Below are 14128 nucleotides of genomic sequence, written 5' to 3'. Positions count from 1 at the left end.
GGGAGCGGGCAGGGGAGGAAGGACAAGGAGTCAGGTCCGGGAGACGGGCCCGGTGGTGCGGGGGGAGAACCCGTCGCGGAGCATGGTCAGCACTGCGAGGATGCGTTCCTCGAGCTCCTGCCCGGGGTTGCCGGTGGAGTCGTGGCTCACGGCGGCCCAGTCGCGCATCGCCGCCTTGGTGCAGGAGAGGACGCTCCCCACCAGGGCGGTGAGGTAGAGCTCGGAGGCGTCCGCCCCGAGCCGTCGGCGCAGCCCCTCGACGATCCGCACCTCGGCGCGTTCCCACGAGTGCAGCTGCGCCCGCAAGAGATCCGGGTTGGAGTCCGCCATGCGGAAGAGGGCGCCGTGCTGCGAGAGGCCCTCCATCCGCGTGGTCTCGGTGAACGCCCGGATAATGGAGTCGAAGAGGGGCTCGTCCTGCGGCATCCGCCCGAAGACCTCCAGCGCCAGGTCGAGGAACCCGTCGGTGCGGACGGTCAGGGCGTCCTCGGCGCTGTGGAAGTAGTTGAAGAACGTGCGGCGGGAGACCCCGGCCCGTACGGCGATCTGGTCCACGGTGAACGAGCCGGGCCCTACGGACAGCGCGAGGTCGATCGCCGCATCCGCGATCGCTCGGCGAGTGTCGATCTTGTTCTGCTCGCGGCGGCCCACGGGCACTGCGTCGTCGGTCGTTTCCAGCACGATCACAGCGTAGGCGAATTCTTGCACAGCGTGCAACAAGATCTCCGACGCCGGCCCTGACCGCGGGCGGGCCGCCCGGCGTACTCTGGCCGAGGCACCCTTTTCCTCCCACGATTCCCCTGCGAAGGCGGCTCCCATGAGAACCATCACCCTCGGCGCCCCCGGCTCGGGCCTCGACGTCTCCCGGCTCGGCCTCGGCTGCATGGGCATGTCGGCGTTCTACACCGGCAGCGGGAAGGACGACGCCGGGGCGATGGCCACCCTCCACCGCGCGCTCGACCTCGGCGTCACCTTCTTCGACACCGCCGAGATGTACGGCCCCTACACCAACGAGGAGCTGCTGGGCCGGGCGTTCAGGACCAGGCGCGACGACGTCGTGCTGGCCACGAAGTTCGGCACCATCCGCCATGCGGCGGGTGACGCCATGGGGCTCGACGGCAGTCCGGAGAACGTGCGCCTCGCGGTCGAGGGGTCGCTGAAGCGGCTGCAGACCGACCACATCGACCTCTACTACCAGCACCGCATGGACCCCTCGGTGCCGGTCGAGGACACCATGGGCGCCCTTGCCTCACTCGTCCAGGAGGGCAAGATCCGGCACATCGGGCTGTCCGAGGCGGCACCCGCCACGATCCGCAGGGCGCACGCCGTCCACCCGGTGACGGCGCTCCAGACCGAGTACTCCCTATGGAGCAGGGAGCCGGAGCGCGAGATCCTCCCGCTCGTCCGCGAGCTCGGGATCGGCTTCGTCCCCTACTCGCCGCTCGGCCGCGGCTTCCTGACCGGTACCATCCGCTCGGTGGACCAGCTCGACGAGTCGGATTTCCGCCGCAACAATCCGCGTTTCGCCGGCGAGAACCTGCAGACCAACATCCGGATCGTCGAGCAGGTGGACGACGTCGCGCGGCAGCTCGAGGCGACGCCGGGGCAGGTGGCCCTCGCCTGGCTCCTCGCCCAGGGCACGGACATCGCCCCGATCCCGGGAACCAAGCAGGTGCGCTACCTGGAGGAGAACGTCGCGGCGGACGCCCTGACGCTCACCCCCGAGCAGCTCGCGCAGCTGGACGGTGTGGCCGCCCCCGTCGGAGACCGCTACGAGGACATGTCCGGCGTCGACCGGTAGCCGCCCGTCCCTCCGGATCAGCCGGCGACCCGCTCGCCCCAAGGTTCACGGACGGATGTACTATCGGGGCATGGGTACCCACCACGCACCGGCGAGCGCCGGCCGGCGCGGCCCGCTGGCCGGCGCGCTCGCCATCACGCTCGGCGTCTTCCTCCTCCAGATCGTCGGCGCCCTGTGGACAGGCAGCCTGGCCCTCCTCTTCGACTCCGTGCACGTCCTGACGGACGCCGCAGGCCTGGCCATGGCGCTCGGCGCCGCCACGCTCTCGGTCCGGCCGGCGTCGGCGCGACGCTCGTGGGGCTTCCGCCGGGCGGAGGTCATCGCCGCCCTGCTGCAGGCCGCGTTCCTCCTCGCTGTCGGAACCTACGTCCTGGTCGAGGGGGTGCGGCGCCTCATCACGCCGACGGACGTCGCGGCTCCGGAGATGATCGTCTTCGGGGTGATCGGCCTCCTCGGCAATCTCGCTGCGCTCGGGCTGCTGGCGCGGCACCGGACCGCCAGCTTCAACCTGAGGGCGGCGTTCCTCGAAGTCCTCAACGACGCCCTCGGGTCGGTGGCCGTCATCGTGGCCGCCGTGATCATCACGCTGACGGGGTGGATGCGGGCGGACGCCGTCGTGGCAATGCTCATCGGCGCGCTGATCATCCCGCGGACCCTGAAGCTGCTGCGCGAGACCATCGACGTGCTGCTCGAATCCACCCCCGCCGGTATCGACCTCGAGGAGGTCCGCAGCCATATCGCGCGCCTGCCCCACGTCCGCGACGTCCACGACCTGCACATCACGCAGATCGCCACCGGCCTGCCGGTCCTCACCGCGCACATCGTCGTCGATGACGACTGCTACCGGGACGGCTCCGCGCACGCCGTGCTGGACCAGCTCCAGGAGTGCGTGGCACGGCATTTCGATGTCAGCATCGACCACTGCACCTTCCAGATCGAGCCGCTGGGACACATGCGCCACGAGACGGAGCTGACGCACTGATGCTGCAGACCCTGACCTCGACGTCGGTCCTGGAACGCGTGGGCACCGCCCTGTCCGATCCGACGCGCGTGCGGATCCTCGTGGCCTTGCGGGATGCGCCGGCCTATCCCACCGAACTGGCCGGACTGCTCGGCGTCAGCCGCCAGAGCCTGTCCAACCACCTCTCCTGCCTGCGGGGGTGCGGCCTCGTGGTGTCGGTCCCCGAGGGGCGGCGCTCGCGTTACGAACTCGTGGACCCGAAGCTCGGGCATGCCCTCACGGACCTCCTCGGCATCGTCCTCGCCGTGGACCCCGCCCACCGCAGTCATCCCTGAACCAGGGCCGACCGGTCATGGGACGGGGCCCGGCGCAAGACACGCACCGGGCCCCGTCCGTCCTCCCCTTAGCCCATCAGTCGGGAGCGGATCAGGAACCTCTTGCCCTCCGGGGCCTCGACGGAGAAGCCGCTCCCCCGGCCCTGGACGACGTCGACCGTCAGGTGCGTGTGGCGCCAGTACTCGAACTGCTCCCGCGACATCCAGAACTCGATGAGCCGCGGCTCGCCCCCGGCGTCCGCACGAGGTCCCGCCGAGATGTCCAGGACGCCGAGCAGCACGTCCGCCTCCGCCGTGATGAACTCGCCCGCCGGATAGCACATCGGCGACGAGCCGTCGCAGCACCCGCCGGACTGGTGGAACATCAGCGGCCCGTGGATGAGCCACAGCTTGTCCAGCAGTTCGACGGCGGCGCCGGTCAGCGCCACCCGCGAGATGGTCTCCCCCGGGATCGTCACCGAAGCCTCGACGGTCACGGCGTCTCCTAGAAGAACCCGAGCTTGGACTCGGAGTAGCTGACCAGCAGGTTCTTGGTCTGCTGGTAGTGATCGAGCATCATGGCGTGGTTCTCGCGGCCGATGCCCGAGGACTTGTAGCCGCCGAACGCCGCTCCCGCGGGGTAGGCGTGGTAGTTGTTCACCCACACGCGCCCGGCCTGGATTTCGCGCCCTGCCCGGTATGCCACGTTCCCGTTCCGCGACCAGACGCCCGCACCGAGACCGTAGAGGGTGTCGTTGGCGATCTCCAGGGCCTCCGCGTAGTCGTCGAATCGCGTCACCGAGACCACGGGGCCGAAGATCTCCTCCTGGAACACCCGCATGCTGTTGGTGCCCTCGAACACGGTGGGCTTCACGTAGTAGCCCTCGGCGAGATCGCCGCCGAGGATGTTCCGTTCGCCGCCGGTGAGGACCTTGGCGCCCTCCTGCCGGCCGATGTCCATGTAGGACAGGATCTTCTCGAGCTGGTCGTTGGAGGCCTGTGCCCCGACCTGCGTGTCGGTGTCCAGCGGATTGCCCTGCACCATCTTCTCGACACGGGCGATCGCGTCCGCCATGAAGGAGTCGTAGATGGAACCCTGCACGAGTGCGCGGGAGGGGCAGGTGCAGACCTCACCCTGGTTCAGCGCGAAGAGTGCGAAGCCCTCGAGCGCCTTGTCGTAGAACGCGTCGTTGCTGTCGGCGACGTCCGAGAAGAAGATGTTCGGGCTCTTGCCGCCGAGCTCGAGCGTGACGGGGATCAGGTTCTGGCTCGCGTACTGGCTGATCAGTCGGCCCGTGGTCGTCTCGCCGGTGAAGGCGATCTTGCGGATGCGCTTGCTCGAGGCGAGCGGCTTGCCGGCCTCCACGCCGAAGCCGTTCACGACGTTGATGACACCAGCGGGCAGGATGTCGCTGATCAGTTCCATGAGGACGAGGATCGACGACGGCGTCTGCTCCGCGGGCTTGAGCACGACGGCGTTGCCTGCGGCGATCGCCGGGGCCAGCTTCCACGTCGCCATGAGGATCGGGAAGTTCCAGGGGATGATCTGCCCGACGACGCCGAGCGGCTCGCGATAGTGGTAGGCCGTCATGTCCTCGTCCAGCTGGGACAGGGCACCCTCCTGGGCCCGGATGGCGGCGGCGAAGTACCGGAAGTGGTCGATCGCGAGGGGGATGTCGGCGGCGAGGGTCTCCCGGACCGGCTTGCCGTTGTCCCAGGTATCGGCCACCGCGAGCATCTCGAGGTTCTCCTCCATGCGATCCGCGATGCGGTTCAGCACCAGCGCCCGGTCCGCGGCGGAGGTCTTGCCCCAGGACGGGGCGGCCTTGTGGGCTGCGTCCAGCGCCAGTTCGATGTCCTCGGCGGTGCCGCGCGCCACCTCGCAGAAAGCCTTGCCCGTCACCGGGGAGATGTTCTCGAAATACTGGCCCTTGATGGGGGAAACCCACTCACCACCGATCCAGTTCTCGTACCGCGGCTTGAAACTGACCTTCGATCCATCCTGGCCAGGCTGGGCGTAAACAGTCATCGTCGAACTCCTTGAATTCCTCGGGTGCAGGACGTCGTCGTCCCTGGAGCACACAGTAGGAGCGCGAAGGTTGCATCGACGTTGCACGAGCTCCGCGGGGCGGCGACGCTCCGTCGGATCACTGCTCCGTGCGTCAGCCCTCTCCGACTGCGGGCGCAGCCTCGTCCTTCGCCGGCCCGGCCGGTGCAGCAGGATCGACGCCGGCCGGGGTCGGAGCGGGGCCGGGCTCGGCGGGCGCGTTCGGGTCCTCGCACGACGGATCGGTTTCGGCGCCCTCGACCGGGGTCGCTTCCGCCACTGGTTCCGTCGTTCCGGCGGGCGTCTCCGGCGTCGACGGATCCGCCTCGCACGGTGCTTCCGGGGCCGGCGCCGGAGCAGGGGCTGGCGCCGGGGCAGGGGCCGGGGCAGGCTCCGGCGCTGGGGCAGGAGCAGGCGCCGGGGCTGGTGCTTCCGGGGCCGGGGCAGGCGCCGGGGCAGGGGCCGGGGCAGGGGCCGGGGCAGGAGCAGGCGCCGGGGCGGGCTCGTCGACCGGCTCCTCGGCAGGCTTCTCGGCCGTCTCCTCGGCCGGCTTCTCGGCGGGCTTGTCGGTCGTCTCCTCGACCGGCTTCTCCGCAGGCTTGTCAGCTGGCTTCTCAGCGGGCTTCTCGGCCGGCTTCTCCGCAGGCTTTTCGGCGGGCTCGTCGATCGGCTTCTCAGCAGGCTTCTCGGCGGGCTTGTCGGTCGTCTCCTCGGTCGGCTTCTCGGCGGGCTTGTCGGTCGTCTCCTCGGCCGGCTTTTCCGCAGGCTTTTCGGCGGGCTTGTCGATCGGCTTCTCGGCAGGCTTGTCGGCGGGCTTGTCGACCGGCTTCTCCGCAGGCTTGTCGACCGGCTTCTCGGCCGGCTTCTCCGCGGGCTTGTCGACCGGCTTCTCCGCAGGCTTCTCGGCGGGCTTCTCCGCGGGCTTGTCGACGGGCTTGTCGACCGGCTTCTCGGCCGGCTTGTCGGCAGGCTTGACCACGGGCGCGGGCCTGATGCCCGACGACCCTGACGGGAGGTCGGGACGCGGAGCGGGCGTGACGCGTCCCGTCGCGGAGCCACCGGATGCCCCAGGCGCATGGCCCGCATGGACTACGGCGTTGCCGCCCCACGGGGCCGCGACGAACGGATGATCACCGTGCACGGACTGGTCGGGCCGGGTGATGAACTGTGCCCACGCCGGGATGCTCGTCGCGGCACTGCCCTCGGGGTTGTAGTCCCTGAACATCCCGGCGCGCTTTCCGTGGTGCGTGGGGGCCATCCTCCATTCGACCGGATCCGCATGCTCGCCGTCGAGGATCGTCTCGAAGTGCAGATGGCAGCCGGTCGAGGATCCCGTGGACCCGACCTCGGCGATCGTGTCCCCGCCGTTGACGGCGTCCCCCTTCTGCACGGAGATGCCCTGCAGGTGGTTGTAGCTCGTGATCAGGCCGTTTCCGTGGTCGATCTCGACGCGGTTGCCGCCACCCCACGGGTGCCAGCCCACAGCTCGCACCGTGCCGGCGTCTGCCGCGTAGACCGGCGCGCCGCAGGGAGCCGCGTAGTCCTGACCGGTGTGGAACTCGCCGGCCTCGCCGGAGATGGGGCTGGTGCGGTGACCGAAGGAGGAACTGGGCACGAGAGCGTCGAGGGGCGCGAAGAGGGTGCCCGCCGTCGGTCGCCGCACGGCGGACGTCATCAGGACCTCGGGGACGGCAGGTTCAGCGCCGATGGCCGGCGGAACGCCGAGCGGTGACCGCCCGGGATCACGGGCAACCAGGGGATTGAAGGACTTGAGGGGGTCGAGCGCCTCAAGGGGCATCAGCAGCGACGGGCCCACGAGGCCCGTCGGCGACAGTGCGTCGTGCCCGGACCGGGCGAGCGTCGAAGCGGACGAAGGCCCGGAGGAGATCGTGGAGGCGGCCTCTTCCGACGGCGGCACGAATCCCTGGAAGCCGACGAAGCAGACCACGATCGCCACACTGGCATGCATGGTGGTGCGCGATGTTCGGGCGCTCCGGACCGGCCCGGCCGGGTGCCTTGCGGACTGCGTCATGCGTATCCCCCCTTGCCCGTCTGCTGCTTCAGTGCAGCCGCCGGGAAATGTTGTCCGGCGGAATCATCAGCCACCAGGCATAACGCTAACCCGGCCCCTGCCCGTACAACGACGGATTATTGCGATTGGCTAACAAACTTTAGGAGAAATTGAGGAGGACGTCGAGGGTGCCGTCAGCTCGGCGTCGAGCCATTCCACATGCGCCACCACCGCAGCCCGCCGTGGGGAGCGCGGCGGGAGGACGCGCAGGGCAAGCTGCCACGCCTCCGCGTCGTACTCCGCCTCCGCGAGGGCGAGGTACTGGAGCACGGTCTCCGGTGCGCCGTCGTTGAGCACTGCGTCCCGCAGGAGGACTGACACCTCGTTGCGCAGTCTCACGATCGCGGGGGCCTGAGACCGAGGAAGGACCGGCCCGCGGTAGATGCCGAGTGCCATGCGGTGCGCGCCGCGATGAAGGTAGCTCAGGACCTGCACCGCATCGACGACCAGCTGTCCCGGCAGCCGGTAGGGGCGGGACTGTGGCACCGTGGCGTCCCCGTACTGCGCCAGGACCTTCCGCAGCCGCAGGATCTCCGCCCGGACCGTCGTCCCGGACGCCTCCTCCGGGTAGGCCATGGTCGCCAGCTGGTCCGCGGTGAGTCCTTCCGGGTGCAGGGCGAGGATGGTCAGCAACTCGGCATGGCGGAGGCTCAACTCGAGCGAGGCGCCGCCGGTGTGGACCACCCCGTGGTCTATCCCCAGGATCTGCAGGCTGTTCCGGTAGAGCGCCGCCTGGCCACGCCCCTGCCGGCGTCGCTTCGTGCGCGGCAACCGGTCCTGCAGCCGGTGGATGCTCAGCTGCGCCTCGGCAGCCGCCACCGCGGCTTCGACGAGCGCCAGCGTGTGGGTGGCGACGGCATCGTCGGTGCCCGTGATGTCGACGACGCCGAGCACCGTCCTGGAGTCGGGGTCGTGCACCGGCACCGCCGTGCAGCTCCACGGATGGGCCTTGCGACTGAAGTGCTCCGCCCCGGCGATCTGCACGCTGCGGTCGAGGGCGAGCGCCGTCCCGGGAGCGCTCGTCCCGACGGTCGATTCCGACCAGTCCGCTCCGGGGACGAAGAGCATGCCCTCCGCGCTGCGGCGCAGCTCGCGATCCCCGTCCACCCAGAGAAGCCGTCCGTTCTCGTCGCCGACAGCCACCAGCATCCCCGCTTCCAGGCTCGGCTGGACGAGCAGGCGGTGGATGACGGGCATGACGGCCGCCAGGGGATGGCCCTGGCGGTAGGACTCGAGCTCCTCCTCGGAGCAGAACAGGCGGGCCTCGGCAGCGGCGGGATCACGGAGGAAACCGAGGGACCTGCGCCAGGATTCGCGGACGACGCCGCGGAGGTCACCGTCTATTCCCGTGCCCTGCCCCAGCGTTTCGTGTGCTGCGAAGGCTCTTCGCTGCAGCGCATCGGAGGAGAGCTCGGCTTCGGCTAGTGAACGGGACGGCGACATCGGCACTCCGCTTCGTGACCAGTCCCAGGGATGGCGTGGGACAGGTCACAGTGTAGCCGGACTACTCACCGCGGGAAATGGCCACCATGTCCTCGCGGGGCACGAGTTTCACGCGCTCCCGGACGAGCTCGGCGTTGCCCGAGGTGTTGACGAAGTTGGCGCCCAGCTTCATCTCGTGGGCGTCCAGTTTCAGCCACCCCTCCCAGGTGGTGTACCGGACGCCGCGCGCCTCGAGGAGTTCGATGATCGCGTCCTCGGAGCCGTCCTCGGCCGGCGGGAGATTCAGCCGGTCCTCGAGGAGGTAGCCGATGGTTTCGAGCGCGTCTCCCTTGGTGTGGCCGATCAGGCCCACGGGACCCCGCTTGATCCAGCCGGTGGCGTAGATGCCGGGCACGGGCGTGCCGTCCTCGTCGATGACGCGTCCGCCCTCGTTGGGGATGACGCCGCGCTTCTCGTCGAAGCCCACCTCGGGAAGTTCAGACCCGAAGTAGCCGATGGCACGGTAGACGGCCTGGACGGGGTAGTCGATGATCTCCCCGGTCCCGCGGACACTGCCGTCCCCGGTCAGTTCCGTGCGCTCGAACCGCATCCCCGCAACCCTGCCCGGGGTCTCGGGAGAATCGTGGACCTCGATCGGCGAGTGGAGGAAGTGCAGGTGGAGGCGGCGGGAGGCGCCGGTCGGCTCGTCCTCGACCAGCCAGTTGGTCAGCGTCTTCACCATGGTCTTCGTCTGGTTGTTCGATGCGATCTGCGCCTCCGAACCGGCGTCGAAGTCGAAGTCCTCGGGGTAGAGGACGATGTCGACGTCGCGGGAGTGCGAGAGCTCCCGCAGCTCCAGGGGCGTGAACTTCACCTGCGCGGGTCCGCGACGGCCGAAGACGTGGACGTCGGTCACGGGCGAGGCCTTGAGCCCCTGGTAGACGTTGTCCGGGATCTCGGTGGAGAGGAGGTCGTCGGCGTGCTTGGACAGGATGCGTGCGACGTCGAGCGCCACGTTCCCGTTGCCGATCACGGCGATCTCGCGGGCCTCGAGCGGCCAGTCCCGGCTCACATCGGGATGCCCGTCGTACCAGGACACGAAGTCGGCACCGCCGAAGGAGCCCTCGAGCCCGATGCCGGGGATGTCCAGGTCCGCGTCCCTGATGGCCCCGGTCGCGAAGATGACGGCGTCGTAGAAGCGCCGGAAATCGGAGAGGGTGAGGTCCCGGCCGTAGTTCACGTTCCCGAGGAAACGGATGTCACCGCGGTCCAGCACCTTGTGGAGAGCATTGACGATGCCCTTGATGCGCGGGTGATCCGGGGCGACCCCGTAGCGGATCAGGCCATAGGGTGCCGGGTACTGGTCGAAGAGGTCGATGCTGACGGCGAAGTCGCCCCCCTGGACCTCGTTCGACTTCGTCAGGATGTCGGCAGCGTAGACGCCCGCCGGACCGGCGCCGATGATCGCGACCCGCAGCGGCCGTGCCGCAGCTGAGGTAGACACTGATTAGCCTTCTTCCCGGTGGAATGCTCCCGATGGTTACCGCGGTGCGAATAAGCGCACAGTTCCTTATTCTAAATGCCGCAGGGCTGCGCCGACGAAAACAGTGGCGCGCATCTCCCCCGGCATTCGTTCCCGGATGCGTACCGGATCGGCCGGGCAGGGGAATAAAGGCCTTGCGGGCCCCGTTCACGCCCTCGTGACTGCAACACGCGGGAAGACACCGAGGCCGGCACGGAGCGAGAACTCCACGGGAATCCTCTTCGGGATCGGCGCGTACGGGCTGTGGGGGCTGCTGCCGCTGTACTTCCTCGTCCTGGCGCCCGCCGGTCCCGTCGAGATCGTGGCCAACCGTGTGCTCTGGTCGCTGGTCTTCTGCGCCCTGCTCCTCACGGCGCTGCGCTCGTGGCGGCCTGTCCTGACGGCCCTGCGCACGCCGCGGATCGTGGGGACCCTGACCATCGCCGCACTGCTGATCGCGGTCAACTGGCTGGTCTACACCTATGGGGTCACCACCGGGCAGGCGATCGAGGCCTCCCTCGGGTACTTCATCAATCCCATCGTCTCGGTCCTGCTGGGCGTCGTGGTGCTGCGCGAGAAACTGCGTCCGCTGCAGTGGACGGCGATCGGCATGGGCATCCTCGCCGTGATCGTGCTGGCGATCGGGTACGGCGCGGTGCCGTGGATCGCCCTCACGCTGGCCTTCTCCTTCGGCCTCTACGGATTCGCGAAGAAGAAGGTGGGGTCCCGGGTGGACGCGATCTCCAGCCTCAGCATCGAGACGGCGGTCCTGGCGCCGATCGCCCTCGCCGTCATGCTGTGGCTCGGGTCGACGGGCGCCGCGACCCTGACCACCGAGGGCGCGGGGCACTTCTGGATCATGGCTGCCTCGGGTGTCATCACCGCCGTCCCCCTCATCTTCTTCGGCGCGGCAGCGCGCCGTCTGCCACTGACCACCATCGGACTGCTCCAGTACCTCGCGCCCGTGCTGCAGTTCCTGCTCGCGCTCCTCGTCCTGCACGAGGAGATGCCGTTCGAGCGGTGGATCGGCTTCAGCCTGGTGTGGGTGGGGCTCATCCTCCTCACCGTCGACATGCTCCGGACCGTGCGCCGCCAGCCGAGGTCCGCGCAGGTGCAGGAACCCGCCGCGACCGCCGTCTGACGCCGGACGCAGGACCGCGTCCCAGGGTCAGCGTTCCTCCATCCCCCAGGGCGATCCGTAGCCCAGCGGCGCGTCCGCGGCGAGCAGGTCCAGGAAGGGTTGCGCGTCGAACGCTTCCGGCCCGAGGACCCCCGAACCCCGCCAGGTCCCCGCGGCCAGCAGTTCGAGGGCTATCACCGGGTTGACGGCGGTCTGCCACACCACCGCCTGCGAGTTGTACTGCGCCATGGTCCACTCGTTGTCCACCACGTGGTAGAGGTACACCGAGCGCGGCGCCCCGTCCTTGCCCACGCCCGTGACGAGGAGCCCGGCGCAGGTCTTACCCTTCATCCGGTCGCCCAGCGTGGCCGGGTCCGGGAGCACCGCGGCGACGACGTCCCGGGGCGCCACGGCCACGCCTTTCACGGAGACCGGCTCGGTGGAGTCCAGGCCCAGTTTGTGCAGGGTCCGCAGGACCCCGATGAACTCCTCGCCGAGGCCGTACTTGAAGGTCACCTTCCTGGCATCGGTCCAGCGGGGCATCAGGATCACCTCCTCGTGCTCCACGTTCACGCACTCCACGGGGCCGATCCCCTCCGGGAAGTGGAACACCTCCGGCGCGCTGAACGGTTCGGTCGTGTACCAGCCACGGTCCCGTTCGAAGACCACCGGCGGGTTCAGGCACTCCTCGATGGTGGTCCAGATGGAGAACGACGGCGCGAAGTCGTATCCCTCCACGGTCAGGTTGGCGCCGTCGCGGACCCCGAGTTCGTCGATGGAGGAGAACAGCTCGTCCTCGGCGTACCGGGCGAAGACGTCCGACAGCCCCGGTTCCACGCCGATCCCCACCAGCGCGAGCCGCCCCGCAGCCGACCAGCGCCCGGCCGCCTCGAACTGCTCGTCGCCGAGCATGACCCCCGTCTTCTCGTACGGCTGGTCGGGATGCCGTACGGAGAGGCTCATCGCCATGTCCAGGTAGGTGGCGCCGGCGTCGAAACAGCCGTTGAACACCGGCATCACGAAGCGCGGGTCCACGGCGTTCAGCACGTGGGTGATCCTGTGCGCGCGCACGACGGCAGCCACGGCGTCCGCGGACGAGGCGTCGACCTGTGCCGCGAGGAGCCGGGGGTCCCCCAACTCCTCGACGAGGCGCCGGGGTCGGGCGGGATCGTGGTCGGCGACCACCAGCAGGTCGAAGAAGGACCGGCGGACCGCGATCCGGGCGGCGGCGGAGCCGACTCCGCCGGCCCCGACGATGAGTATGCGCATCAGGACAGACCTCCGTCGATCGAACGCCTGCGGGTGTCCGGGGAGTCCGGCACCAGGACCGGGGTGTCCTCGTCGAGGCTCTCCCCGCGGAAGAAGGGGAGCGAGCCGGACCGGGCCCGCCAGAGCATCATGAGGACGAGTCCCAGCGCGAGTGAGCCGATGCCGGTCACGAAGGTCCCGCCGATGCCCAGCAGCACGCTGTAGCCGTAGTCGACGTCGGCCATGTCCATGGCGGACCTGACGAACGCGGCCGTCAGCATCAGCGCACCGAGCAGCGGCAACAGGAACCGGAAGATCACGTTGTGCCGTGAGGTGAACAGCTCGCGCCGGAAGTACCAGACGCAGGCGTAGCCGGTGATCGCGTAGTAGAAGGCGATGGCCAGGCCGAGCGAGAGGATGGAGTCGGCCAGGATGTTCTCGCTGATGATGGTCATGACCACGTAGTAGGCGATCGCGGAGATCCCCATCACCAGGGTCGAGAACGAGGGGGTCCTGAAGCGGGGGTGCACCGTGCCGAACCGGGCCGGCAGGGCGCGGTAGACGGCCATGGAGAGGGTGCCGCGGGCGGTGGGAAGGATGGTCGTCTGGGTCGAGGAGACCGCGGACACGAGGACCGCCACGACCAGCAGCCACGCCCACGGACCCAGCACGGCGTCCTTGAGCGCCAGGAACACGTCCTCGGAGTTGGCCTCGTTCCCGAGGCCGATCCCCTCCTCCCCCACACCGGCGTACATCATCGCCGCGACGCTGACACCCACGTAGGTGATGAGCAGCAGGACCGTGGAGATGAGGGCCGCGAGACCGGGGATGCGGCGCGGGTCCTTGGTCTCCTCGTTGAGGGCCAGGCATGCATCCCAGCCCCAGTAGATGAACAGGGCCAGGAGGATGGACTCGGTGAAGCCTTCGACGCTCTCGAAGGCGAAGGGGTTGAACCACTCGAGGGACACGGGTGTGGCGTTCTCCGCGGTCCCGCGTCCCACCGAGACGAGAGCCACGACCACGAAGAGGGCCAGCGCCAGGTACTGGATGCCGAGCAGCACGTTCTGCAGCCTGGCCCCGATCTCGACCCCTCGGTAGCTCACGAACGTCATGAGGGCGATGAAGACGACACCCGTGATCGTCACCAGCAGCGGGTTCCCGGCCAGGGATCCGTCCCCCACGAGCAGCCAGAGATAGAGGCCGCTGATCTGTGCGAGATTGGCCAGGACGACGATGCCGGCGACGGCGACGCCCCAGCCGGCCATCCAGCCCAGCCAGGGACCGAACGCCTTGGTGGCCCAGGTGAAGGAGGTCCCGCAGTCGGGGACGGCCTGGTTCAGCTCCCGATAGGCGAAGGCGACGAACAGCATCGGGATGAACGCGAGGATGAATGCGATCGGCGTCTGGGCGCCGACGGCGAGGACCACGAAGCCGAGGGTGGCCACCAGGGAGTACACGGGTGCCGTCGACGCCAGGCCGATGACCACGGACGCCCAGAGCCCCAGCGTCCCGGCCGCCAGGCCCTTGCCGGGCCGCACCGCTCCCCCGCCGGGGTCCCTCGTGGGGGACGGGATCGAATTCATGAGGGCCTCGTCTCTGGAAGAAACCGACGCCACGCGTCG

The 14128-nt window shown here is 69.2% G+C and carries 12 protein-coding genes; 4 read left to right on the top strand and 8 right to left on the bottom strand.

The features are described 5' to 3' along the window. Positions 1 to 30: 30 nt before the first annotated feature. Positions 31 to 681 carry a TetR/AcrR family transcriptional regulator gene (locus AC4D2E_RS01310; RefSeq protein WP_490909977.1) on the bottom strand — a complete coding sequence of 217 codons (651 nt, stop codon included), beginning with the start codon at positions 679 to 681 and terminating at the stop codon, positions 31 to 33. Between the two features lie 136 nt (positions 682 to 817). Between AC4D2E_RS01310 and AC4D2E_RS01305 the strand changes: the two genes are divergently transcribed. The 3 genes from AC4D2E_RS01305 to AC4D2E_RS01295 all read left to right on the top strand — a co-directional run bounded on the left by AC4D2E_RS01305 (position 818) and on the right by AC4D2E_RS01295 (position 3097). Then, positions 818 to 1801, top strand: a complete 984-nt coding sequence (locus AC4D2E_RS01305; protein ID WP_490951453.1) for an aldo/keto reductase — start codon at positions 818 to 820, stop codon at positions 1799 to 1801. Between the two features lie 70 nt (positions 1802 to 1871). Further along, the gene (locus AC4D2E_RS01300; RefSeq protein ID WP_490909979.1) at positions 1872 to 2783 is read left to right on the top strand and encodes a cation diffusion facilitator family transporter; all 912 of its coding nucleotides are present in this window, start codon (positions 1872 to 1874) and stop codon (positions 2781 to 2783) included. 2 nt (positions 2784 to 2785) lie between these two features. Further along, positions 2786 to 3097 (top strand): ArsR/SmtB family transcription factor, encoded by a 312-nt coding sequence (locus AC4D2E_RS01295; RefSeq protein ID WP_490910530.1) that lies wholly within the window; start codon positions 2786 to 2788, stop codon positions 3095 to 3097. 68 nt (positions 3098 to 3165) lie between these two features. On the opposite strand, the gene AC4D2E_RS01290 is transcribed toward AC4D2E_RS01295, so the two are convergent. The 5 genes from AC4D2E_RS01290 to AC4D2E_RS01270 form a co-directional block, all read right to left on the bottom strand. Beyond that, complete coding sequence (locus AC4D2E_RS01290; protein WP_104166533.1) at positions 3166 to 3573, bottom strand: DUF779 domain-containing protein; 408 nt, start codon at positions 3571 to 3573, stop codon at positions 3166 to 3168. Positions 3574 to 3581: 8 nt separating this feature from the next. Further along, positions 3582 to 5105 (bottom strand): acetaldehyde dehydrogenase ExaC, encoded by a 1524-nt coding sequence (gene exaC / locus AC4D2E_RS01285; RefSeq protein WP_104166535.1) that lies wholly within the window; start codon positions 5103 to 5105, stop codon positions 3582 to 3584. Positions 5106 to 5238: 133 nt separating this feature from the next. Next, positions 5239 to 7155 (bottom strand): M23 family metallopeptidase, encoded by a 1917-nt coding sequence (locus AC4D2E_RS01280; RefSeq protein WP_490951452.1) that lies wholly within the window; start codon positions 7153 to 7155, stop codon positions 5239 to 5241. A gap of 129 nt (positions 7156 to 7284) precedes the next feature. After that, a complete protein-coding gene (locus AC4D2E_RS01275; protein WP_104168142.1) occupies positions 7285 to 8637 on the bottom strand; it encodes a GAF domain-containing protein in 1353 nt (450 codons plus the stop codon). 61 nt (positions 8638 to 8698) lie between these two features. Then, positions 8699 to 10120, bottom strand: a complete 1422-nt coding sequence (locus AC4D2E_RS01270; protein ID WP_490951451.1) for an FAD-dependent oxidoreductase — start codon at positions 10118 to 10120, stop codon at positions 8699 to 8701. A gap of 196 nt (positions 10121 to 10316) precedes the next feature. On the opposite strand from AC4D2E_RS01270, the gene rarD reads away from it, so the two are divergent. Continuing rightward, positions 10317 to 11279 (top strand): EamA family transporter RarD, encoded by a 963-nt coding sequence (gene rarD, locus AC4D2E_RS01265; protein WP_490909982.1) that lies wholly within the window; start codon positions 10317 to 10319, stop codon positions 11277 to 11279. Between the two features lie 27 nt (positions 11280 to 11306). Here rarD and AC4D2E_RS01260 read toward each other — a convergent pair whose 3' ends face one another. Next, positions 11307 to 12527 carry a saccharopine dehydrogenase family protein gene (locus tag AC4D2E_RS01260; protein WP_490951450.1) on the bottom strand — a complete coding sequence of 407 codons (1221 nt, stop codon included), beginning with the start codon at positions 12525 to 12527 and terminating at the stop codon, positions 11307 to 11309. Beyond that, on the bottom strand, positions 12527 to 14089 hold the full coding sequence (locus tag AC4D2E_RS01255) for an APC family permease (protein ID WP_490909984.1): 1563 nt from the start codon (positions 14087 to 14089) through the stop codon (positions 12527 to 12529). The genes AC4D2E_RS01260 and AC4D2E_RS01255 overlap by 1 nt, the downstream gene beginning before the upstream one ends. Positions 14090 to 14128: the final 39 nt, after the last annotated feature.

The organism is Arthrobacter sp. TJ-265 (assembly GCF_058269135.1).
This window is presented reverse-complemented; position numbering and strand designations above follow the sequence as displayed.